The organism is Bradyrhizobium sp. JR4.1, assembly GCF_040548605.1.
GTDB lineage: Bacteria > Pseudomonadota > Alphaproteobacteria > Rhizobiales > Xanthobacteraceae > Bradyrhizobium > Bradyrhizobium canariense.
Map to the genome: position 1 here is coordinate 578,311 of NZ_JBEPRY010000003.1, position 21,324 is coordinate 599,634.

The window sequence follows — 21,324 nt, forward strand, 5'->3', positions numbered from 1 at the left end:
GAGCGGAATAGAAGCAGTTCGATAGTCCAAATTAATTTTAGGTCAGGCCCCTGCCATGATGGCAAATTCGCCTGCTGATATTCTCGCTGAATTGGAAGAGACGGTCGCAACGTGCCCGGCGGAGCGTTGCGCACGCATTCTCTCCGGCATGGTGCAGTTGCTCACTGGTAGCCGCGGCCAGTGCCGGGAATTGCTCGTCAACGTGGTCGACGGTGTTCTGCTGCGATTGACGGAACGGGTCGAGACCAGCGCACTGGTTCAGCTCAGCACGGCGCTCGCCGAGCTTGACATCGCGCCTCCCGAAACATTGTGGCGTCTCGCCTCGCACGATAATCCGGACGTGGCATGTCCTGTGTTGCTCAAGTCGCGCGCACTTTCCGCGGCAGATCTCGAGGCTGTCATTGACTCCCGTGGCGAGTGGCATCGACGCGCAATCGCCGCCCGCAGCGACATCGCGCCGGCCGTGACCGAGGCGTTGATCAAGCACGGCGGCCCGATCTGCCTTGCCCTGATCAAGAACCCGGGAACGAAATTCTCCGACGCAGCCTATGCAGCGCTGATTGCCATGGCCGACCAGGACGGCGAGATCGCGAAGGCGCTGGTGCTCCGGCCCGGCACGCCCGACCTGGTCGTGCGCAAGCTGCTCTCCGCCCCACCAGCCCGGAAGGCACCGGCCACGCCCAACCCGCTCGCCGCGTCGCCGGTGCCGGAAACGGAGCCGGCTCCGCCAAAGCGGCCTTGCAGGGCCGACTACGCCAGCGCGAGGCCGGAGATTGTCGTCCTCAACCGCATCGGCAAGCTCAACGATTCCACGGTGAACCGTTTTGCGATCCGCGGCGAGACGGCCAACCTATTCACGGCGCTGTCGGTGCTTTCTGGGGCGCCGCTCGAAATCATCGAGCGTGTCGTGAGCGACGACGATTGCGAGGGGCTGGTCATGGCGTGCCGGGCCTCGCGGCTGAACTGGCAGACCACCCTTACCATCCTGAGCAACCGCAGCGGGAAAAGGCTCTCCTATGCCGGGCGCGAGCGCGCGCAACGGATCTTCGAGACGCTGCTTCTGTCCACCAGCCAATGGACAGTGCGATGGGGGGAAATAGCGGCAAGCGCCAACACGAGCGATCCGGCAAATCGCGGCGCGAAGATGGGGGTTAGCCGATGAAGTTCGACGGTCGCAAAGCGCAGCGCGTGAAAATGGATCACAAGCAGCCGGTCAATCTGATGGGCTCGGACGGCACGTGGCGGCGCAGCTGCGTTCTGCTCGACATATCGCAAAGCGGTGCGAAGATCGAAGTCGAGGGCACGCTCGACGTTCTGCGGGCCAAGGAATTCTTCCTGCTGCTGTCGTCGACGGGGCTCGCCTACCGGCGCTGCGAATTGGTCTGGATCGACGGCACCACCGCCGGCGTGCACTTCGTCACCGCAGACGGCAAGAGGAAACCGGCAGCCGCCGCGCAGACTGCCGCTCAGAGCAAATAGGCCCAAGGATTCATCAGCCCATCCACTCAGCATAATTCAGGTCAACCGTGCAGAACGCGCGAATTATATCCCGCCCCGTCAAGGGCGACGGCGGCATCCGAGAGAAGGAAGCGGCACGCCCGTTCGTGCATGTGCTGGCTGATTCTTCAGACAAATTGTCGAGCGTCTGTTCGATGCTCGAGCAGCAGTTTGCCGTCGCAGGCGAACGGCTCGACGCGGAAGCCAAGCTGTCCCAGGTACCGTTCGCGATCGTCATCCGTGCGGAATTGCGTGACGTCCACACCATTGCGGCCATCAAGAGACGAGCCTTAAAGCTCGCGAAGGCAACCAAGCGCATCTTCCTGGTCGAGCACTCCTCTCACATGAGTATCTCGCAGGCCTACGCGCTCGGAGCCACGCTCGTCCTTCCCGGGACGATCGACAAGATCAAGCTGCTGGCAGCGCTGGTTGATCCCGCCGAAGAGGCGCCTGCTTCCTCAGGTCACGCGCCGCAGCCGGACAACGCCGTCGAGACCGCGGCGATTGCCATCGCGTCGATGTTTGCCTCGGCGACATCGGGGCAGCCGATTGACGTCAGCGGCGCCAGGGAAGCCGGCCGCCAGATCGCCGATCGCATCACCCAGCATGGCCTGTCGGAATGGCTCACGACGGTGCGGCGCCATCACGAGGGGACCTATCAGCATTGCCTCCTCGTCACCGGCGTCGCCATCGATTTCGGCCTGAGCCTTGGCGTCGGCAGGTCAGACCTGGAGCGGCTATACACGGCGGCCATGTTCCACGACATCGGCAAGGCCCGGATCCCGCTTGCCATCCTCGACAAGCCCGGCCGTCTCGATCCGGAGGAACGTGCCACAATCGAGACGCACCCGGTGGCGGGCTACGATTTTCTGAAAGACCACGACAATATCTCGCCGGAGATCCTCGATGCCGTGCGGCATCATCACGAATTTCTCGACGGCAGCGGCTACCCGGATGCGCTCTGCGCCGGGAACATCGGCGATATCGTGCGCATCCTGACGATCTCGGACATCTACGCTGCCCTGATCGAGCACCGGCACTACAAGCCAACGATGCCGCGGGCAGAGGCTTATAACATTCTCTGCGGAATGAGTGGAAAGCTGGAAAAGGCACTGCTGACCGCGTTCAGACAGGTCGCACTCACGAGATGAGCGCAGCAACCCGTCTCGACCCCAGCCTAGTGCGCGGCGCGGTGTCTGGTGCGGCGCGGAACGGTCCGGCAGGCCAGCCCTTCGGCCAGCAGCTTCATGTCCTCGTGCCGGCCGCTGCGGATCATCCGGCCGAACTCTTCGGGGGTGAAAGGAAGACTTGGATCATCATCGATCGGACGCCGCACTCGCGGGCCGAAGAACCGTCGAACCAGGCTAGCGAGCCGCCGCATGTCAATTCCCTCGCGCCAGCATCAAACCTTTCAGTCCGCACATTGTTCCTCCCGCACGATCGAGAATGCAAGAGGCCGCCAAGCGGTCCGCACCAAAAAAATTCGGCGAGAGAATAATCTCCTCTGCCTGCGCTACTCGGCGAATCCGACGTAACGCACGAAATCGTCGTTGCCCTCGCGATCGGAGCGAACGGCGTTCGCGGCAAAGTTGTCGTCGGGATAGCCCATCGCGACGCAGGTCATGATCACCTCGTCCTCCGGAATGTTCGCGACCTCGCGCACGATGTCGGAACGCATGATGCCCTGCCCGTTGATCACCGAACCGAGACCGCGGTCCCAGGCCGCGAGCACGATGCCGTAGCAGAGCGCGCCCAGATCGAAATGGCAGACCGCGCCGGGATCGAGCACGCGGTCATAGGTCAAGACCAGCGAGACCGGCGCGTCGAACTGGCGGAAGCCGCGCAGCACCCAGTCCTGCCGCATCGGCTTGTCGTCGCGCGCGATCCCCATCGCGCCGAACAGTTTCTTGGCGACGTCGACTTGCCGCGTCCGGTGCACGCCCTGGTATTCGCCATGGCTGACGATGTCGCGCTTGACTTTGGCGCCGCCAACCATTTCCTCCATGTTGCGTCGGCGCAGCTGTTCCAGCGGCCCGCCTGTGAGCACGTGGACACGCCAAGGCTGGGTGTTCATCGACGACGGCGCACGTTTGGCACTGTCGATGATCGCCTCGATCACCGCGCGCGGCACCGGCTCGTTCCTGAAGCCGCGCACGCTGCGGCGCGACTGGACCAGCGTTTCGAATTCCACCTCAAGACCTCCCTGCCCGTTCATCCCATGGCATCGCAAACCCCGGCATGGCAACTGCGAGCCGTTGCCGATGCGGCGCGCCATATCTATGCTAACCCGCAAGCAAGACCAAGAACCCTGTGAGGATCCCAATATGGCCGCACCGCTCGATCCCGTCATCGCCCAGATCATTCCGCTGCTGCCGATGCGCGATGCCACGACGATGACGCCACAGAGCGCACGCGATTCCTTGCGCGCACTGGCTGCCTCACGCGCGGCCATAGCGCCGCCGCCGGTGGACATCGTCGCGGATATCAAGGTGAAAGGCGGCGCCGGACCGCTCGATGCACGTATCTACCGGGTCGGCACCACGCCGGCGCCGACCGTGGTGTTTTTCCATGGCGGCGGCTGGGTCGCGGGCGACCTCGAGACTCACGACCGGCAGGCACGCAACCTTGCGATCGAGACCGGCGCGGTCGTCGTCTCCGTCGACTACCGTCGCCCGCCCGAAACGCGCTTTCCCGGCGCGTTCGAGGACGCCTTTGCCGCGGTGAGCGACGTGTTTGGCCGCGTCGCGGAATTTGGCGGCGATGCAAAACGCCTCGGCGTTGCCGGCGACAGCGCCGGCGGCAATCTCGCCGCCACCAGCGCGATCGCCTGCCGCGACGCCGGCATCAAGCTCGCCGCACAACTCCTGGTCTATCCCGTGACCGATGTCCTCGGCAGTTATGCGGACGCGCGCGAGAACGCACGCTTCCCCTCGCGCGCCGAGAATGCCGAAGGCTACTTCCTCTCGCGCGCCGTGATGGAGTGGTTCTGCGGCCATTATCTCGCCGATCCCTCGCATGCCACCGACTGGCGCGTTTCGCCGCTACGCGCGGCCTCGCTCGCCGGCGTCGCGCCCGCGATCGTCACCACCGCCTGGTTCGATCCCCTCCGCGACGAGGGCACAGCCTATGCACGCGCGCTGGAAGCCGCCGGCGTGCCGGTGAAGCATCATGAAGGCCCCGGCCTGATCCACGGCTATTTCGGCCTCGGCGACGCCTCCGCGGTGGCGCGAGCCGAAGCACAGCGCGCACGCGCGGACTTCAAGGCGCTTCTCGCGCGCGGCGCCTGAGGGCGACGCCCGGAGCGGCAGGATCGGCTGCCGCGCCGGCCAGCGCTCAGGCTTTGGCTGCGGGCACCTCGAAGAAGCCCGTCGCCTGAACGAGGCGGCCATCGTCGCCGAAGCGGCCAAAACTCTCGCCCGTGACGAACACGCGACCGGCGCCGTCGTACATCGTCCAGCGAAAAAGCCCCTGATCATGGTGCTCGAGGAAGCTGTCATTCCTGAAATGCGCGCCGGGAAACTTGAGCTGGGTTTGACCGATGCGCGCCATCAAGGCGTCGCGTCCCTTAATCTGCGAGCCCGGATCGGTATACACGCAGTCCGCGGCCACGCTTTGCTCAAGCAGCCGACGCCGCTCGTCGTCATCGATGGGTCCCCACGCCGCCTGATAGGTGTTCCAGATCTTCAATCGCGCTTCATCGTTCATCTCGCAGAACCTCTCGTGGCCTCACGCCGCTTCCGTCAAATTGACAATTATTGATACTTTGTCAATATGACTCGACGTTCAGTTCCAACCTTGTGAGGCTCATGGCTCGTTCCAGCATTTCGAAAGAGGCGCTTGCCGTCGAGGCTGCAACGGAGGTCTTCTCCCGCTACGGCCATGCCCGCACGACGATGGGCGACGTCGCCGCCAAGGCGGGAATGTCGCGGCCGGCGCTCTATTTGCTCTTCCCCGACAAGGATGCCGTGTTCGCGGCGGTGATCCAGCGAATGGACGAGCAGAAGCATCGGGAGATCAGGGCCGCAATCGCGCGCCTCGACGGCCTTCACGCCAAGCTGCTCCACGCCTGTAAATCCTGGGGATCGCATGGCTTCGACCTGATCGAGGCGCATCCCGATTCGGCAGATCTGTTCGACCTCCGCTTCCCCGCAGTTCGGAAGGTCTACGACAACTTCCAGTGTCTGGTCGCCGACCTCATCCGCGATCAGGTGAAGGCCGCCGGGATAGCGATCGAGCCGGAGGTGCTGGCGCGATGCCTGGTGTTCGGCATGCGGGGACTGCGCGAAACCGCCAGGAACGGCAAGGAGATGCGGCGGCTGATCGCCGTTCAGGTCACCATGCTCGTCAGAAGCATCGATGACGGCAGTTGAGCTGCGAAGAGCCGCCTATCGCGGCCTTCCCGCCCGTTGCGCGTTGGTGTGCCCCCACGTCTGGTCCCAATCCTGACCGGCGGCATCGACGACGCGGCCGTCGGCTTCGAAGAACTTGTTCGGCACCTGGAAGATCGCCAGGATCAGGGCGCCCTCCGGGCACCAGGCGGCATGCCGGCTGCCCGCCTCGCGCCAGATGAATTCGCCGGCCTTGCAGGCGATCCCCTTGGCCGGCCCCTCGTTGTCGACGAGAGCGCCCTCTATGACATAACTCTGCTCGACGCCGACATGCTCGTGATCGGGCAGCACCGATCCCGGCGCAAAGCGCATCAAGGCCGTCATCAGACCGCTGCTGCGATCGAACAGCAGCGTCTTGGCCTCGCAGCCGGGAAAGCGCGTCTTCTGCCATTCCATGTCTTGCGGCCGAACCAGGTGAGAATGCCGGTCAGAAGCGGCATCCGGCATGTTCGCAATCAGGGTCTCCATCACGATCTCCCTTCGGCTAAACTCGCCCGAAGCTAGCAGGATCGCCCGTCCCGGTCAGCGAGCAGTGCAGCAGACCGTGAGCCCCGTCGAACCCGCGGTCGAAAAATCGCCAGGAAGACCGGACGGCGGCCGCTCATCCAGCTTGATTGCGCCACGATTCCCGGCTCCAATCCGCGCGCCATTTCTGGTTTAGGGAGACAATCATGATGAAGCGGATTTTCCTGGCGGCGATCGTTGCCACGTTTGCAGCGGGTTCGGCCTTCGCGGAGGACACCTGCGAAAGCAAGGCCGTCGGCAAGGACGGCAAGGCCCTGGCTGGCGCCGCCAAGACCTCGTTCATGAAGAAGTGCAAAGCCGAAGCCTGCGCGCCCAAGGCCGTCAGCGCCGAGGGCAAGCCGCTCGCCGGCGCCGCCAAGAACAGCTTTATGAAGAAGTGCGAGATGGGCGCGTAAGGCGCCGCGAATTCGCTGCTGCTTTAGCGAGCAATCGCCAGACGAACTGCCACATGGCCGGGCTTGTCCCGGCCATTCGCGTGTGTGTTTGCGTGTGCCGGCCTCCAGACCAAATCATCCGAAAGCGTCGCCCTAGACAGGAGCTCTCGACTGACCGATCATGTGGCGCTGAGCGAAGCGGGGCGCATCGACAAGGCTTTCTAGGAAAGGGAACGTCAAGATGTGGCAACCTCGAGTGCGTCATCACTTCATCGCGGCAATGAGCTTGCTCTTCTCTCTGCTCATCGGACTTGAAGCCGCGAACGCGCGGGGCCCGGGACTGCCCAACGTCATGGTGCTCGCAACCGGCGGCACGATCGCCGGCAGCGGGGCGAGCAGCACCACCGTGGTCGGTTACACCGCAGCCACGGTGGGCATAGAGACCCTCCTGAATGCCGTCCCCGAACTGAAAACGGTGGCCAACGTCAAGGGCGAGCAGGTTTTCCAGATCGCCAGCGAGAACATGAACAATGACTACTGGCTCAAGCTTGCCAAGCGCGTCAACACGCTGCTCGCGCAGGACGACGTCGACGGCATCGTGATCACGCACGGGACCGACACGATCGAGGAAACCAGCTATTTCCTGGACCTCGTCGTCAAGAGCAAGAAGCCCGTCGTCGTCGTCGGCGCAATGCGACCGTCGACGGCGATCAGCGCGGATGGGCCGATCAACCTCTTCAACGCGGTGATCCTCGCGGGCAGTGACGAGGCCGTCGGCAAGGGCGTGCTGGTTGCTCTCAACGATCAGATCAACGCGGCTCGCGATGTCACCAAGAACAACACCTCGACGGCAGACACCTTCCGTACACCGGAACTCGGCTTTCTCGGCTACATGCAGGGCAACAAGCCGTACTTCTATCGTCAATCGACGCGCCGCCACACGGCGGACTCCGAATTTGACGTCTCCAGCCTCGATGTCCTGCCGCAAGTCGATATCGTCTACGGCTATGCCAACATGAACCGGGTCGCGATCGACGCTTTTGTCGGCGCCGGAGCCAAGGGGATCGTGCATGCCGGCGTCGGCGACGGCAGCCTGGCCAGGCCCGCGGTCGAGCCAGCTCTCGACGAGGCCCGCAAGAAGGGCGTCGTGATCGTTCGCAGCAGCCGCGTCGGCAACGGCATCGTCGCGCGCAACGGCGAGGCCAAGGACGACGAGCACGACTTCGTCGTCTCGGATACGCTCAATCCTCAAAAGGCGCGCATTCTGCTGATGCTGGCGCTGACCAAGACGACCGACACGAAGGAAATCCAGCGGATGTTCTACACCTACTGAGCTAGCCCTACTCTCGCTTGAAACGGTAATCAAAGGCGGCGCCGAGCGGCTTGATCAGCCCGACCGTCGGCGCCGGAAAATGAATCGGCAGGATCAGCGTGTCGGTGTCCGCGACGGAAGCAAAGAACTTTCGCCGCGACACCGCCGACTGCTTCGGATCCCAATCCGGTCTGGCCGACCAGTCCGGCTCGCGGCACTGGATCTGATGATGCATGAGGTCGCCGGCGACCACCGCGCGGCGCCCCTTCGAGAAGATGTTCACGCAGCAATGGCAGGGCGAATGCCCCGGCGTCGGCGTCAGCGTGACGGTGTCGTCGAGCGCGTAGTCGTCATCGACCAGCAGCGCCTGTCCCGCCTCGACGATCGGCAGGCAATTGTCGCGAAACACGGTGCCGGGCGGATTGCTGCCCTTGGCATGCTCGGCCTCCCAAGCCGCATATTCACCCTTGTGGAAGACGTATTTCGCATTCGGAAAATTCGGCACCCAACGACCGTCGCGCAAGGTCGTGTTCCAGCCGGTGTGGTCGATATGCAGATGCGTGCAGAACACGTAGTCGATCTGCTCGAAAGAGATACCGAGCGCGAACAGCTGGTTGCGCCAGCGCGCCTTGCCCGGAAAATCGAACGGCGGCGGATGGCCCTTGTCCTCGCCGGTGCAGGTATCGACCAGGATGGTATAGCGCGGCGTGCGCACCACGAAGGTCTGATAGGTGATCACCATCATGCCGCGCGCGGCGTCGAACACCTCCGGCTCCATCGTCAGCAAATGACGCTTGAATACGCCCTCGTCATAGGCCGGGAAAAAATCCTGCGGCCGCCGCCACGGCCCCTCCCGCTCGATCACCGCGTCGATGGTGATGTCGCCGATGCGCAGCTGCTTCATGCCTGTTTCGCTCCCTTTTTTGAAAGAGCGTAGCGAGAGGCACCAACGCGTCAAGGCGGCGTAGCGGAATGCTAGCTCCGCAACCCCGGCGCTTCCTGCCCCGTGCGCGCGACATATTCGGTGTAGCCACCGCCGAACTGGTGGATGCCCTCGGGCGTCAGCTCCAGCACGCGGTTCGACAGGACGCTGAGAAAATGCCGGTCATGCGAGACGAACAGCATGGTGCCCTCGAAATCCGCCAGCGCCGCGATCAGCATTTCCTTGGTGGCGAGGTCGAGATGGTTGGTCGGCTCGTCCAGCACCAGAAAGTTCGGGGGATCGAACAGCATCTTCGCCATCACGAGGCGCGCCTTCTCGCCGCCCGACAGCACGCGGCAGCGCTTCTCGACGTCGTCGCCGGAGAAGCCGAAGCAGCCGGCGAGCGCGCGCAGAGAGCCCTGCCCCGCGGTCGGAAACGCATATTCGAGTGACTCGAACACCGTCTGCTCGCCGTCGAGCAAATCCATCGCATGCTGCGCGAAATAGCCCATCTTGACGCTGCCGCCGACCGCCACGGTGCCATCGTCCGGCTCGCTCGCGCCCGCGACGAGCTTGAGCAGCGTCGATTTGCCGGCGCCGTTGACGCCCATCACGCACCAGCGCTCCCTGCGGCGGATCATGAAATCGAGCCCGTCATAGATCCGCTTGCTACCGTAGCCCTTGAACACCTTCTTGAGCGCAACGACATCCTCGCCCGAGCGCGGTGCCGGCGGAAAGTCGAACGCCACCGTCTGGCGGCGGCGCGGCGGCTCGACCCGCTCGATCTTGTCGAGCTTCTTCACCCGGCTCTGAACCTGCGCTGCGTGAGAGGCGCGCGCCTTGAACCGCTCGATGAACTTGATCTCCTTGGCGAGCATCGCCTGCTGGCGCTCGAACTGCGCCTGCTGCTGCTTCTCGCTTAGCGCCCGCTGCTGCTCGTAGAACTCATAATTGCCGGCGTAGGTGGTGAGCGAGCCGGAATCGATCTCGACCACTTTCGAGATCACGCGGTTGATGAACTCGCGGTCGTGCGAGGTCATCAGCAGCGTGCCTTCGTAGTCGCGCAAGAACTTCTCCAGCCAGATCAGGCTTTCGAGATCGAGATGGTTGCTCGGCTCGTCGAGCAGCATGACATCGGGACGCATCAGGAGAATACGCGCCAGCGCCACGCGCATCTTCCAGCCGCCGGAGAGCTTGCCGACGTCGCCGTCCATCATCTCCTGGCTGAAGCCGAGGCCGGACAGCGCCTCGCGCGCGCGGCCGTCGAGCGCGTAGCCGTCGAGCTCCTCGAACGCGTGCTGCACCTCGCCGTAGCGCGCGATGATCTCGTCCATCTGGTCGGCCTTATCAGGGTCGGCCATCGCGGTCTCGAGTTCGTGCAGCTCGGCCGCCACCGCACTCACCGGTCCCGCCCCGTCCATGACCTCGGCCACGGCGCTGCGGCCGGCCATCTCGCCGACGTCTTGGTTGAAATAGCCGATGGTGATGCCGCGATCGGTCGAGACCTGCCCCTCATCGGGCGGTTCCTCGCCGGCGATCATCCGGAAGAGCGTGGTCTTGCCTGCGCCGTTCGGGCCGACGAGCCCGATCTTCTCGCCCTTGTTGAGGGCGGCGGACGCTTCGATGAACAGGATCTGGTGGCCGGCTTGCTTGCTGACGTTGTCGAGGCGGATCATGAGGTCTTTTTGGGGGATTGTTGCGTTGCAGCGTCATAGGCCATGCGGGCCCCCAGGGGAAGCCCGGCCGGACCCGGATCAGCCCCGCGCGCCGCCGAATTCGCGCAATTCGACCCGCAGCTTAGGCCTTGTAGACCTCCACGGTCTGCATCATGCCCATCTCCTCATGGTTCATCATGTGGCAGTGGAGCATGTAGACGCCGGTGAAATCGATGAAGCGCGAGCGGAACACGACCTGGCCGCCCTTGCGCTCCACGATCACGGAATCCCGCCATTCCGGCACCGCCAGCGCCTTGCCATTGGCCGAGATCACCTGGAACGGGTTGGTATGGATGTGGAAGACGTGGTCGTCATGCTCATGGGTATTGACGATGGTCCACTCCTCGACCGCGCCCAGCTTGACCCGCTGATCGATGCGGCCGGGGTCGAACTTCTTGCCGTCGACGAAGAACTCGAATTCCTGCCAATGGCCGGCGGCGTCGGCCTCCGGCGCGGTCGCCGACAGCACCACCTTGCGGCGGTTGGTGATCTCGGAGTCCTTGATGGTCGCCAGCGGCGCCGGCGGCAGGGCGCGCGGCAGCTTCATGTCCATCGGCGCACCTGACACCACGACCCGCGCCAAGGGCCCGACCGGCGACGGATGCCCCTGATCGTAGGGCGTAGCGTTGAAGGCGTAGGTGCCGGGGCTGCCTGCCTTCACCAGAATGTCCGCGCGCTGACCGGGCGCAATCAGGACCTGCTTGAGCGGCTGCATGGCGCCGAGCTGGATGCCGTCATAGGCGATCGCTTGCAGATCGTGCTTCTCCAGGTCGAGCAGCATGTCGTCCTGATAGGCGGCATTGAGGATGCGCCAGCGCTGCACCTCGCCGGGCCGCATCTCGATCATTGGCCGGCGTTGGCCGTTGATGGCGAGAAAGCGCGTCGCGGTCTCGGGAAACAGCGTCTCGAAATTCTCGACCATGCCGTTGGAATCGTAGACCACCTGGGTGAGCACCATGAGCCGTTCGCGGGCTGTCGCGATCTCGGGGACGTCGGCGAAATCACCCTCGATGACGACGGCGCCGACCATGCCGGAGGACATCTGGATGTCGGCGCTGCCGTGATGATGCGGGTGATACCAGTAGGTGCCCATGGTGTGATCGGCCGGCAGAGTGATTTCGATGTTGTAGCTGCGGCCTGGCGCCATCGAGCGCATGACGTTGTCGGAAATCCCGCTCGGGCTGGTATGCGCGCCGTGGAAATGGAAATTGGTGTTGTTGAACTGGTGCGGATGGCTGATGTCGGCCGGCAATCCATCGCGGTTCGGCGGCAAATCGTTGATCATCTTGATGCGCAGGGTATCGCCGGGTTTCATGCGCAAGGTCGGGCCGGGGCTGCCGCCCTCATAGGACCTGACATAGAGCCTGACGCCGCCGATCTGGCGATAGGCATAGCCGACGCGCATGGTCGTGCTCAGCACGCCATTGACGGACCGCCGCACCTCGGGCTCGACCAGCGCTTGGTCCATGGCGGGAACGGGCGTTTCAGCGACCATCCCCATGCTCGGCGACATGTCCGCGGTGTGGGACATGCCCGCATGGTCGTGCACGGCGTGCTGGGCATTTGCGGCACCTGCGAACAGCGACAACGCGCCCGCTTTGAGACCGCAATCCAGCAATTGACGGCGCGACAATGTCGTCGTGCCCATGGCGCTGGTGACTGAAGACGCACCGTTCGGATCCTGCTGCATTTGAATTGCGCCCCCTGTTGCCGGACCGTCTTCCGTTCGATTCGACTCTAAAGCAAGCACCAAACCACAATTCGAGGCGCAAGCGCACCACATTCATTGGTTGTAAACCTCCTCAGCCGTTCTATCGTCGCAGGATGCATCGTGACGGATTCGCGCTGGCGCTGACCTATGCCCTCCGGACATCGCATGCTGGCCGCATCCCGATGTTCTCGAAACTCTGTACAAGGATATGATCATGAGGCCTTCGCGACGTGAGTTCGTGAAGTGGTTGTCGGCGGGAGGCATCTCGGTCAGCCTGTCACATCTGGCGTCCGCAGCCGGCGTGCCCTTCGCAGCGCACGAGACGCTGCCTGGACGCGGCAAGTTCAATCCCGCCACGGCGGGCGCCGGCCGGATCGACGGCGTCGCCAAGGTCACCGGTGCGAAGCTTTACGCTTCCGACTTCCGCGCCAATGATCTGCAGGGCTGGCCTCAGGCCACCTCGCACGCCATCCTGGTCCGCGCCAACGACGCCACGCATGTCTATACCGGGCTGGACCTCGCCCGCCTCGGCGGCGCGCTCAAGCCGTCGGTCGTGGTGACTGCCGCCGATCTCGACCGGATCGGGACCCAGGTGCCGGAGTTCTACGCGGGCGACCTGTTCTGTCCGATCGGCAAGACGCCGCTCTATCTGGGACAGCCGGTCGCGCTTTTGATCTTCGAGAAGTTCGACGCCTTCGATCAGGCACGTCTGGCGCTACGCGACGGCACGTTCGTCCAATTCGGCGAGGAGACCGGGCCAGTCGTCGTCCCCGATTACGGGGCCTTCCGCTTCACCCGCGTGGCAGGCCCCTCGCCTGACAAGCCGGATGTCTATTCGCCGCTCCAGGCCGGCTGGGTCTCGCCCAAGAAGGTCCAGAGCGCGGCGCTGCCAGTGTGGTCGCCGCTCGCGAAGGACATGCCCGCGGATTACGCCAAGGCGGCGAAATATGGCGAGCAGATCCGTGCCGAGCTTGCAGCGGATGACGCCTCCATGCTTGTGCTCGACCGCGAGTTCGAGACGCAATCGGTCGACCCGATGTTCCTGGAGCCGGAATGCGGGCTCGCCTGGTACGACGGCAAGGGCGGCAATCTCGAACTGCTGTTGGGCGTCCAGTCGCCCTACGAGGCGGCGGAATCGATCGCGCATCTCTTGGGCAAGGCCCGCGCGCCCTACAAGCCGGCGCACATCAACGCGCAGTTCGCCCATGTCGGCGGCGGCTTTGGTGGCCGCGATCACACGCCTTTCATTCTCTATGTTGCGCTCGCGGCGGTCTGCTTTCCCGGCAAGCCCGTGCGGCTGGCGCATGACCGCTACCAGCAGTTTCAGGCCGGCATCAAGCGCCATTCGATCAAGATGCGCTCGCGCATCGGTATCGATCGCGCGACCGGCAAGATCAAGGCGTTCGCGGCCGATCACGTGCTCGACGGCGGCGGCATCGCCCATTTCTCGGCCAGTGTTGCCGTCGTCGCGGCCACCGGCGCGATCGGCATCTACGACATTCCGAAGGTCGACGTCAGGACTGTCGCGGTGCACTCGCGCGGCGTAAGCGCGGGTTCGATGCGCGGCTACGGCATCCTGCAAGCCATGACGGCGCTGGAGGTCCTGATCGACGAGGCCGCGTCCGAGCTCAAGCACGATCCGATCGAATTCCGGCGGCGCAACGCGCTGCCCCAGAACGGCCGGACCATGACGGGCAATCCCTACATCGTCTCGGTGCGCACGCCCGAAATCCTCGACAAGCTCGAGAAGCACCCGATCTGGCAGCAGCGGGCGCAGTTCAAGCAGACCTCGTCGGATCGGCTGGTCGGCACCGGCGTCGCCTGCGTGACGAAAGACTATGGCTCCGGCGCGGACGGCTCGCTCGGCCGTGTCGAGCTTGGACCTGACGGCAAGATCGTGATCTTCTGCGATCATGTCGAGATGGGCAACGGCATCGGGACGGCGCTGGCCAACCGCGTCGCCGGCCATCTCGGCGCCATCGCCGACGAGGTCTCGGTCGCCCGCGTCGACAGCTATGACGTGCTCGGGCTGGTCACGTCGGGCGATCCCTCCACCATGGACCAGAAGACCCAGGATGCCGCGGAGAAAAACCCGCGCTGGGTGCCCGCGATCAGCTCGCCGACAAGCTCCTCGATCGGCGCCCATGTCGGCACCCATTCCGCCGCGGAAGCCGCCCGCGTCATTTTCCGCTTCGGACTATGGCCCTCGGCGCTCGAGCTGTGGCGCATCGCAAAGACTGATCCGCGCGCGGGACAATGGGCCAGCGCAAGCTGGAAGAACGGCCAGCTCACCATGCCCGGCCTCGAACCGCTCGCCCTCTCCGTGCTCTCGGCAACAGCTCATTCGCGCGGCTTCGTCACCGGTGCGGTTGCGCACAGCTTCTCGCGCTGGGCGTGGTCGCGGGCACGCTTCCCGCTGTCCGGCGAGCAATACCGCGCCGATATCGACGCACTGGCGATCCGCAAAGGCAACGGCAAGTTCGAGCGGATCAACCGCACCAGCGTCAAGTTTCCGCCGACCGACAACAACCGGATCGGCACCGCCTACACCTCGATGTGCGGCACGGTCGTTCGCGTCGAGATCGAGCGCGCAACCGGCGCGCTTCGCATCGCCAAGGCCTATAGCGTGCTCGAATGCGGCACCGCGCTCGTGCCCGAGGTGGTGATGGGCCAGGCCCAGGGCGGCTTCGCCATGGGCGTCGGCTACGCGCTGCTCGAAACCCTGCCCCCGTTCGAAGGCGGGCCGGGCAACGGCGAATGGAATCTCGGGCGCTATCTGGTCGCACGCGGCTCCGACCTGCCGCTCCGCGATCTCGAGATCGAGATGCTGAAGCCGCAAACGGCAGACGAAGCACCGAAGGGCATGGCGGAGGTCGTGATGATCCCGATCGTGCCGGCGCTGATCAACGCCATCCACGACGCCACCGGCCATCGCTTCCGCGCGCTGCCGGTCACCGCAAGCCTATTGAAGGGAGTGCTCGCGTGACGACCCTCAGCCTCACCATCAACGGCCAGAAGCACGGTCCGATGGACGTCCGCGACGATCTCTCGATGAATGATTTTCTGCGCGAGATGCTGGGCATGACCGGCACCAAGTTCGGCTGCGGCGCCGCGCAATGCCTGAGCTGCGCTGTCATCGTCGATGCGCCCGACGGCACCAGCACCACCAGCCCGACCTGCGTCGCGCCCGCCGTGAATTTCGACGGAAAGTCGATCCGCACCGTCGAGGGCCACGCGAAGGACGGCGAGCTCTCGACCCTGCAAAAGGCGTTCATCGCGCATTTCGCCTTTCAGTGCGGCTATTGCACCGCCGGCTTCCTCAACGAGGGCCAGGTGCTGCTCGAACGTCTCTCGCGCACGCCGGTCGCGCGCGAGGCGCTGGAGCAGACCATCGCGGATGCGCTCGACGGTCATCTCTGTCGCTGCACCGGCTACGTCAAATATCACGAGGCGGTGCGAGACGTGATCCTCGCCGACTCGAAGCGCTACCTCATGGCCACCAAGTGACACGCATGATGATCTCCGACGTGCGGTTCAAGATGATTGCCGTGGTCGCCGCCCTCGCCGGCAGTCTCAGTGCGGGCTACGCGGCGTCGGAGACGGCAAGCCACGCCCTCGCCTCACCCGAGAGCTTTGCTTCGATCGGCGACACAGAGAAGCGTTCGGCCGCAATCTTCACCGAGCTCGGCAAGGTGCTGACGCATCCGCGCTGCACCAATTGTCATCCGGCCGGCGACAGGCCGCACCAGGGCGACAATGCCCGCCTGCATCAGCCACCCGTCACGCGCGGCGCCGACGGCCACGGCCTCGAGGCGATGCGCTGCAACAGCTGCCACCAGAAGGCCAATTTCGAGCCCGGCCGCATGCCCGGCCATCCCGACTGGCATCTGGCCCCGCGCGAGATGGCCTGGGAGGGCAAGACTGTCGCCGAGATCTGCGAGCAGATCAGGGATCCTGCGCGCAATGGCGGCCGCAAGGTGGAAGACCTGATCGACCATATCGGCAAGGACACCCTCGTCGGCTGGGCCTGGAAGCCCGGCTTCGGCCGCTCGCCCGTGCCGGGCACGCAACAGCAGGCCGGCACGCTGGTGGAAGCCTGGGCCAAGACGGGAGCGGCGTGTCCGGCGCCGTGAGCGGGTGCTCACAAAATCGATTTGGGTGAATAGCCGCAAGTTGGGAGCGGACATGGTCAGCCCACCTTAGAGAGTCGGCTATGGGCCAGAAGCTGACGTTTAGGCGCAACACCGTCCAGTTTGTAGGACCTCAGATGAGGTGGAAGGTAATTGCGATTAAGAAGAACACGACCAGTCCGATGCCAACCATCTTGAAGATGTAGGCATCCTCGACATCTCGCCCAAGCCATTCGAAATCTGGCCCCCACAGGACGGTTGCGACAAACCCTAGAACGAACGTAGTGATCACCAGCATCGCGTAAATGGTGCCCATTAATGAGCTTTCATTGGCCTGCCCGATTTCGCGGGATCATATCAACGACGGTCCGTCGCGGCGATGACACCAAATACGCCGATAAACAACCCGGCAAAAATCGAAACGAGTAATACCAAACAGTCCGCTGTGACGGCAGTAAATTCCGAACCTAGAACGCGACTTAATAGAAGCAGCAGCAGCAGAAAAAATCCCAAGCAGAGCACCGGCAAAAGCGCACGCCGCCGCGCCGCGAGCCGCTGAGTAGCGCTGGCCACCCGAAAGTCCTGCAACAAGTTCCAGAACCGACGAGACGATACGTGGGCACTCAGGGCTCCTACGATCAAGCAGGCAGTGAGGAAGTACATCAGGCATTGCCTCGCGCTGAAAAACGCGAAGAGGCGTTTACCCAAAGTCCGATGTTGATGGCGATCTGGAGGGTGGCCATTATGAGGAATGCGCTGACGACTGCCGACAGAGACCGCCCATCAACGGCATATTGCTTGTAAAGGTTCTGACTGGAAAAGGCCATCAGGCCAACGCTATACGCTGCATATGCCACGGAAAATGCGCGCCAGAATTTGCGCGGCAAAAAGTCAATCTCAAATGCCATAAGTACAAGACCGGCCGCCGATAGCGCGCTCATCATCAGGTGGATAAGTCCTGTCGAAGTGTAAGGTTCTGAGTCCGCAAAACTCCAACCCGTGAGCACGACAATTAGCAGTGCAAAGAGCTTCCAACCCACGCCGACTTCTCCCGCCTTTACCGCGACCTTGGGTAGAAGGAGCGGGTGAATTTCTCGCTTACGTGTTTGGTTTAGCTTTGGTTGCGGCGATTGCTTAAAAGCTTCAGATCCGATGAACCGGGCACGAAGTGAGCGCTAGTTTGAGTCCGCTAATGGAATGGTCCGGCCGTGCTCCGGCCCTGCCAGTACGAGAAGCTGGCAAGGGGCGCCCAAGACAAGGAGCACGCCATGTCTCAGAAACTCGACGCTTCGCCCGCCGTCATCGGCATCGATATCGGCAAGAACTCGTTCCACATCATTGGCCAGCATCAGCGCGGCGGCATCGTGCTGCGGCAGAAGTGGTCGCGCGGCCAGGTGGAAACGCGGCTCGCCAACCTGCCGCCGTGCTTGATCGGCATGGAGGCCTGCGTCGGCGCGCATCACCTCAGTCGCAAGCTGCAAACGCTTGGCCACGACGCCCGCTTGATGCCGGCGAAATACGTGCGCCCCTATTCGAAGGGACAGAAGAATGACTTCCGAGATGCGGAAGCCATCGCCGAGGCGGTCCAACGCCGACCATGAAGTTCGTCGCAACCAAGACCGCCGACCAGCTCGACCTGCAGGCGCTGCACCGCGTGCGCGAGCGATTAGTCGGTCAGCGCACCGGCGTCATCAATCAGATCCGTGCGTTCCTGCTGGAGCGGGGCATCGCCGTGCGGCAAGGCCTGCGCTCCCTGCGGTCCGAGTTGCCGGGTATCCTCGCGACGCGCACCGATGTGCTCTCGCCTCGCATGTTGCGCATCATCGAGGATCTGGCGGGTGACTGGCGCCGGCTGGATGAGCGTATCGAGGACCTCTCCAGCGAAATCGAGGCATTGGCCCGTCAAGACAAAGGCTGCGAGCGACTGATGACGGTGCCCGGCATTGGCCCGATCATCTCGATCGCGATGGTGGCTGCGATCGGCACTGGAGACGTGTTCTCGAAAGGCCGCGACTTCGGCGCCTGGCTTGGACTGGTGCCGAAGCAGATATCGACCGGCGACCGCACGATCCTCGGCAAGATATCAAGGCGCGGCAATCGCTACCTGCGCGCGCTGTTTGTGCAGGCCGCGTGGGTTGTGCTGGTCAAGGTCAAGGGTTGGGAGCCTATGGCCTCAAATCTTGGATCGAAGCCGCCAAGAAACGATTGCACCACAACGTGCTGGCGATTGCGCTCGCCAACAAGCTCGCCCGGATCGCCTGGGCGGTTCTCAACAAGGGACGCGCCTTCGAGTGCGTCAACACGGAGGAGACGGCGTCCCGAGCTGCCTGATCCTCGCACCGTGCTCGGGGCCGTCAAGGCGCGGCCTGACCGCGGTAGAGCAAGACGTCAGGACAGCACGACGGCCGGCCTTGACGGCCCTTGCGCGCGGCGCGTCTGCGCGCGCAGGCCGGGACAAAGGAACGACCGCCAGGCACGAACTAAGGAACAGCACGAGGTGAGGTGCGATCGATGACGTAACCAACATCCCTTACCCGCCGAGGTCTGCGAGAGGAATGAGACAACGATGGAGGATCGGTCTTCCCGGCGCATGCGAACACTGGTGACCCGAATGGCCCGTTCGAGGCCTGTCCGCTAATTAGCTCGAATGCGCGCTGATATCCATGATGGCCCGGAGCACAACACGCTCCAATCAGAGGCCGGATACATTGATGCAAGACCGCATCTGCCAGGTTGACGAAACCTCTTGCAACGCGCGGCCGGGTCAATCGCGTTGGTTTCGAGCTCAGCCGCAAACTTCCGGTCCGCCTTGAGAACCGACATGACGAGCCGCCCCTCGGACGGCGGCGATGGGCCAGAAGCAGTCATCAGCTCCCGCAGACTGACGCCTGCCTGGCTCCACGCTGTCGCCCACTCAGGACGAGTGCCACCCTCAGGCTGAATCAGACGGCCCTGTGGGGCCGTCTGATTCAGCCTTAGAGCGGATGACCTATTGGCAGAGATGCCGCAGACCGTCAGCACCCTTGAAATAGGTGCCGGGCTTACAGACGATGCCGTTGCGGGCAGCATACGCATTCCAGTTGCCGTGCCAGCCCATCTCGCCGGACATGGCGTAGGAATTGCCCCAGCTGCCGACGGTAGCGTCGGCCGCCGCCGGCTGGCGATACGCCGTTCGCCGAGTTGATTGCCGATATCGATAACCTCCGGTGGGAGTACTCCCGGTTCCTAAACCCGTGCAGCTGGCGAATTCAGCTTGGCATTCGTCCGGATTGGAGAGGGCCGCCTGCGCCAGTGCAGCAGAGCTGGACAGGGCGGATGCCGCAACAACGACCGCGCCAAGAACTTTCAGATTTATCATGGCTTCCTCCTTGCGCTTGAACCGTGGCCCAATGCCACGTCTCGTAGTAGTCGGTCGGCCTTTGCGAGCCTGTGCTACTTCGGTAAAACTCGCACCGCCAAGATTGGGACTGCCTTGGGTCAAAATGCGAAGAACTCAACTTTGAGCAAATCCAATCGGCTTCAATTCATCTTCTCACGCAGCTTCCGGATGATTTCGCGAAGGTCATTCGCGTACTCCTCAACGATCCGGCGCGCCTCCTCCAAGCGCGTTGGTTTGGGCTCGGGCTTATCGGATCCGGACGGCTTGTTCATCACAGAGCCTTGAACCTGGATCGCGGCAATCCATTGAGCTAAATCAATGGGCTCATCGCTTTAGCTCCTCTCAGTAAATAGTCGCGGTCATCGGTGTGGAGGGACTGTGTATCTCTCATCGTCGCCAGCACGGCCCGTCGCATTTTGGTATCAGGGTTGTGCCGGTCCTTGCGGATCGAAATCGGCAAGCCGCCGCCTGTCGTTTAACATGATCTCTCGCTGATCGTGGTCTAGGAACGTAAGGACGCCCGCTTTACGCAAGCTAGATAGCGCGCGAGAAACCGTTTCGAGCGTCAAGCCGAGATAGTCCGCAATGTCGAGACGAGTCATGGGGAGCGACATCTTGTCTGCTCCCGTGCGGAAATCCATCTCAAGTAAGAAGGCGGCGACCCTTTCTACCGCGGTCTTGCGGCCCAGAAGCAGCATATGGTTTTCTGCGTGCTCCAGGTTGCGGGTGATCATGCTGAGTAGGTTGTGCGAGACGACCGCGTCTTTTGCGGCTACCAATTGAAGGCTTTCTCGCTTAATCAGGCGCACGACGGTTTCGACGACCGCCTCTGCGGTAAATCGATGCTCATCGCCGTTTTCAAGCCCGAAGATATCGCCCACTAAGTGAAAGGCGCCGATTTGACGCCGACCGTCCGAGAGCAACTTGTAACTTCGCACCGCACCATGCTTGACTTGATAGACATACACAGCGGGCTCTTTTTCGCCGAAGATTTCAGTGCCTTTTCGGTATGTAAACTCACCGAGGCCGATAATTCGGTTGAATGCACTCGTCAAACCGAATTCATCGAGCGTATTGGGCTGAGGTCGTCGATCCGTTGGGATACGCACAAACATGGCCAGTTCCCCTTCCGCATCAATTCTTTTTCCGTATCAATTCTTTGAATAATCCTCTCTCGCCCGCTGGTCGTTCGACGAGCGACCATATTCATTGGATATCCCTCAGGTCATTGTACCAAGGTACAATGTCAGGTTGCTGGCGCCACCGCCGGGCGAATGTAAGCGCGAATTTCCCTGCACCTTTTGCTTTTGAGTGCTCTGATGCATGAGGTGTCCACCAAAATAGGTGGACACCTTGTGATGGCAGACGAAG

Annotated in this window: 22 protein-coding genes and 1 pseudogene; 11 read left to right on the forward strand and 12 right to left on the reverse strand. The window is 63.2% G+C overall.

The features are described 5' to 3' along the window. The first annotated feature begins 55 nt into the window (after positions 1 to 55). From ABIB90_RS11375 to ABIB90_RS11385, 3 genes are read left to right on the forward strand one after another with little or no spacing between them, the layout of a single operon-like run. Positions 56 to 1,162, forward strand: a complete 1,107-nt coding sequence (locus ABIB90_RS11375; RefSeq protein WP_354167407.1) for a DUF2336 domain-containing protein — start codon at positions 56 to 58, stop codon at positions 1,160 to 1,162. Beyond that, complete coding sequence (locus tag ABIB90_RS11380; RefSeq protein ID WP_007591767.1) at positions 1,159 to 1,479, forward strand: PilZ domain-containing protein; 321 nt, start codon at positions 1,159 to 1,161, stop codon at positions 1,477 to 1,479. The genes ABIB90_RS11375 and ABIB90_RS11380 overlap by 4 nt, the downstream gene beginning before the upstream one ends. 47 nt (positions 1,480 to 1,526) lie before the next feature. Continuing rightward, complete coding sequence (locus tag ABIB90_RS11385) at positions 1,527 to 2,648, forward strand: HD-GYP domain-containing protein (protein WP_354167404.1); 1,122 nt, start codon at positions 1,527 to 1,529, stop codon at positions 2,646 to 2,648. Between the two features lie 26 nt (positions 2,649 to 2,674). On the opposite strand, the gene ABIB90_RS11390 is transcribed toward ABIB90_RS11385, so the two are convergent. Together ABIB90_RS11390 and ABIB90_RS11395 are read right to left on the reverse strand one after the other, a co-directional pair. Then, positions 2,675 to 2,878: a hypothetical protein gene (locus ABIB90_RS11390; protein ID WP_007591770.1), complete on the reverse strand. Its 204-nt coding sequence runs from the start codon at positions 2,876 to 2,878 to the stop codon at positions 2,675 to 2,677. A gap of 132 nt (positions 2,879 to 3,010) precedes the next feature. Beyond that, positions 3,011 to 3,688: a nitroreductase gene (locus ABIB90_RS11395; protein ID WP_354167401.1), complete on the reverse strand. Its 678-nt coding sequence runs from the start codon at positions 3,686 to 3,688 to the stop codon at positions 3,011 to 3,013. 133 nt (positions 3,689 to 3,821) lie between these two features. On the opposite strand from ABIB90_RS11395, the gene ABIB90_RS11400 reads away from it, so the two are divergent. Then, a complete protein-coding gene (locus tag ABIB90_RS11400) occupies positions 3,822 to 4,784 on the forward strand; it encodes an alpha/beta hydrolase (protein ID WP_354167398.1) in 963 nt (320 codons plus the stop codon). 46 nt (positions 4,785 to 4,830) lie between these two features. Here ABIB90_RS11400 and ABIB90_RS11405 read toward each other — a convergent pair whose 3' ends face one another. Next, entirely contained in the window at positions 4,831 to 5,202 is a 372-nt protein-coding gene (locus tag ABIB90_RS11405; RefSeq protein ID WP_354167395.1) for a nuclear transport factor 2 family protein, read from the reverse strand. Positions 5,203 to 5,303: 101 nt separating this feature from the next. Here ABIB90_RS11405 and ABIB90_RS11410 point away from each other — a divergent pair, with 101 nt between their 5' ends. After that, on the forward strand, positions 5,304 to 5,867 hold the full coding sequence (locus ABIB90_RS11410) for a TetR/AcrR family transcriptional regulator (protein WP_007591783.1): 564 nt from the start codon (positions 5,304 to 5,306) through the stop codon (positions 5,865 to 5,867). 15 nt (positions 5,868 to 5,882) lie between these two features. Here ABIB90_RS11410 and ABIB90_RS11415 read toward each other — a convergent pair whose 3' ends face one another. Next, positions 5,883 to 6,353 (reverse strand): cupin domain-containing protein, encoded by a 471-nt coding sequence (locus ABIB90_RS11415; RefSeq protein WP_354167392.1) that lies wholly within the window; start codon positions 6,351 to 6,353, stop codon positions 5,883 to 5,885. A 203-nt stretch (positions 6,354 to 6,556) separates the two neighbouring features. On the opposite strand from ABIB90_RS11415, the gene ABIB90_RS11420 reads away from it, so the two are divergent. Together ABIB90_RS11420 and ABIB90_RS11425 are read left to right on the forward strand one after the other, a co-directional pair. Continuing rightward, complete coding sequence (locus ABIB90_RS11420; RefSeq protein ID WP_007591786.1) at positions 6,557 to 6,805, forward strand: hypothetical protein; 249 nt, start codon at positions 6,557 to 6,559, stop codon at positions 6,803 to 6,805. A gap of 220 nt (positions 6,806 to 7,025) precedes the next feature. Further along, positions 7,026 to 8,117 carry a type II asparaginase gene (locus ABIB90_RS11425; protein WP_354167389.1) on the forward strand — a complete coding sequence of 364 codons (1,092 nt, stop codon included), beginning with the start codon at positions 7,026 to 7,028 and terminating at the stop codon, positions 8,115 to 8,117. Between the two features lie 7 nt (positions 8,118 to 8,124). Here ABIB90_RS11425 and ABIB90_RS11430 read toward each other — a convergent pair whose 3' ends face one another. From ABIB90_RS11430 to ABIB90_RS11440, 3 genes are all read right to left on the reverse strand, one after another. Further along, positions 8,125 to 9,000, reverse strand: a complete 876-nt coding sequence (locus ABIB90_RS11430) for an MBL fold metallo-hydrolase (RefSeq protein WP_354167386.1) — start codon at positions 8,998 to 9,000, stop codon at positions 8,125 to 8,127. A 71-nt stretch (positions 9,001 to 9,071) separates the two neighbouring features. Next, entirely contained in the window at positions 9,072 to 10,694 is a 1,623-nt protein-coding gene (locus ABIB90_RS11435; RefSeq protein WP_354167384.1) for an ABC-F family ATP-binding cassette domain-containing protein, read from the reverse strand. Positions 10,695 to 10,815: 121 nt separating this feature from the next. Beyond that, positions 10,816 to 12,423, reverse strand: a complete 1,608-nt coding sequence (locus ABIB90_RS11440; RefSeq protein ID WP_354167381.1) for a multicopper oxidase family protein — start codon at positions 12,421 to 12,423, stop codon at positions 10,816 to 10,818. Between the two features lie 235 nt (positions 12,424 to 12,658). Between ABIB90_RS11440 and ABIB90_RS11445 the strand changes: the two genes are divergently transcribed. Genes ABIB90_RS11445 through ABIB90_RS11455 form a run of 3 tightly spaced genes read left to right on the forward strand, consistent with a single transcriptional unit; the run spans position 12,659 to position 16,577 of the window. Further along, entirely contained in the window at positions 12,659 to 15,430 is a 2,772-nt protein-coding gene (locus ABIB90_RS11445) for a xanthine dehydrogenase family protein molybdopterin-binding subunit (protein WP_354167378.1), read from the forward strand. Then, complete coding sequence (locus ABIB90_RS11450) at positions 15,427 to 15,951, forward strand: (2Fe-2S)-binding protein (RefSeq protein ID WP_007591800.1); 525 nt, start codon at positions 15,427 to 15,429, stop codon at positions 15,949 to 15,951. The genes ABIB90_RS11445 and ABIB90_RS11450 overlap by 4 nt, the downstream gene beginning before the upstream one ends. A gap of 8 nt (positions 15,952 to 15,959) precedes the next feature. Continuing rightward, a complete protein-coding gene (locus ABIB90_RS11455; protein WP_354167778.1) occupies positions 15,960 to 16,577 on the forward strand; it encodes an Isoquinoline 1-oxidoreductase subunit in 618 nt (205 codons plus the stop codon). A gap of 130 nt (positions 16,578 to 16,707) precedes the next feature. Here ABIB90_RS11455 and ABIB90_RS11460 read toward each other — a convergent pair whose 3' ends face one another. From ABIB90_RS11460 to ABIB90_RS11470, 3 genes are read right to left on the reverse strand one after another with little or no spacing between them, the layout of a single operon-like run. Then, complete coding sequence (locus tag ABIB90_RS11460; RefSeq protein ID WP_247503627.1) at positions 16,708 to 16,890, reverse strand: hypothetical protein; 183 nt, start codon at positions 16,888 to 16,890, stop codon at positions 16,708 to 16,710. A gap of 41 nt (positions 16,891 to 16,931) precedes the next feature. Further along, positions 16,932 to 17,237, reverse strand: coding sequence for a hypothetical protein (locus ABIB90_RS11465; RefSeq protein ID WP_354163367.1), 306 nt, complete (start codon positions 17,235 to 17,237; stop codon positions 16,932 to 16,934). Further along, positions 17,237 to 17,614, reverse strand: coding sequence for a hypothetical protein (locus tag ABIB90_RS11470; protein ID WP_275169727.1), 378 nt, complete (start codon positions 17,612 to 17,614; stop codon positions 17,237 to 17,239). The genes ABIB90_RS11465 and ABIB90_RS11470 overlap by 1 nt, the downstream gene beginning before the upstream one ends. Positions 17,615 to 17,842: 228 nt before the next feature. Between ABIB90_RS11470 and ABIB90_RS11475 the strand changes: the two are divergent. Continuing rightward, a pseudogene (locus tag ABIB90_RS11475) lies at positions 17,843 to 18,905 on the forward strand (IS110 family RNA-guided transposase). Positions 18,906 to 19,563: 658 nt separating this feature from the next. Here ABIB90_RS11475 and ABIB90_RS11480 read toward each other — a convergent pair. Then, on the reverse strand, positions 19,564 to 19,932 hold the full coding sequence (locus ABIB90_RS11480; RefSeq protein ID WP_007591810.1) for a hypothetical protein: 369 nt from the start codon (positions 19,930 to 19,932) through the stop codon (positions 19,564 to 19,566). A 443-nt stretch (positions 19,933 to 20,375) separates the two neighbouring features. Beyond that, a complete protein-coding gene (locus tag ABIB90_RS11485) occupies positions 20,376 to 21,068 on the reverse strand; it encodes a helix-turn-helix domain-containing protein (protein WP_354163370.1) in 693 nt (230 codons plus the stop codon). Positions 21,069 to 21,324 lie beyond the last annotated feature (256 nt).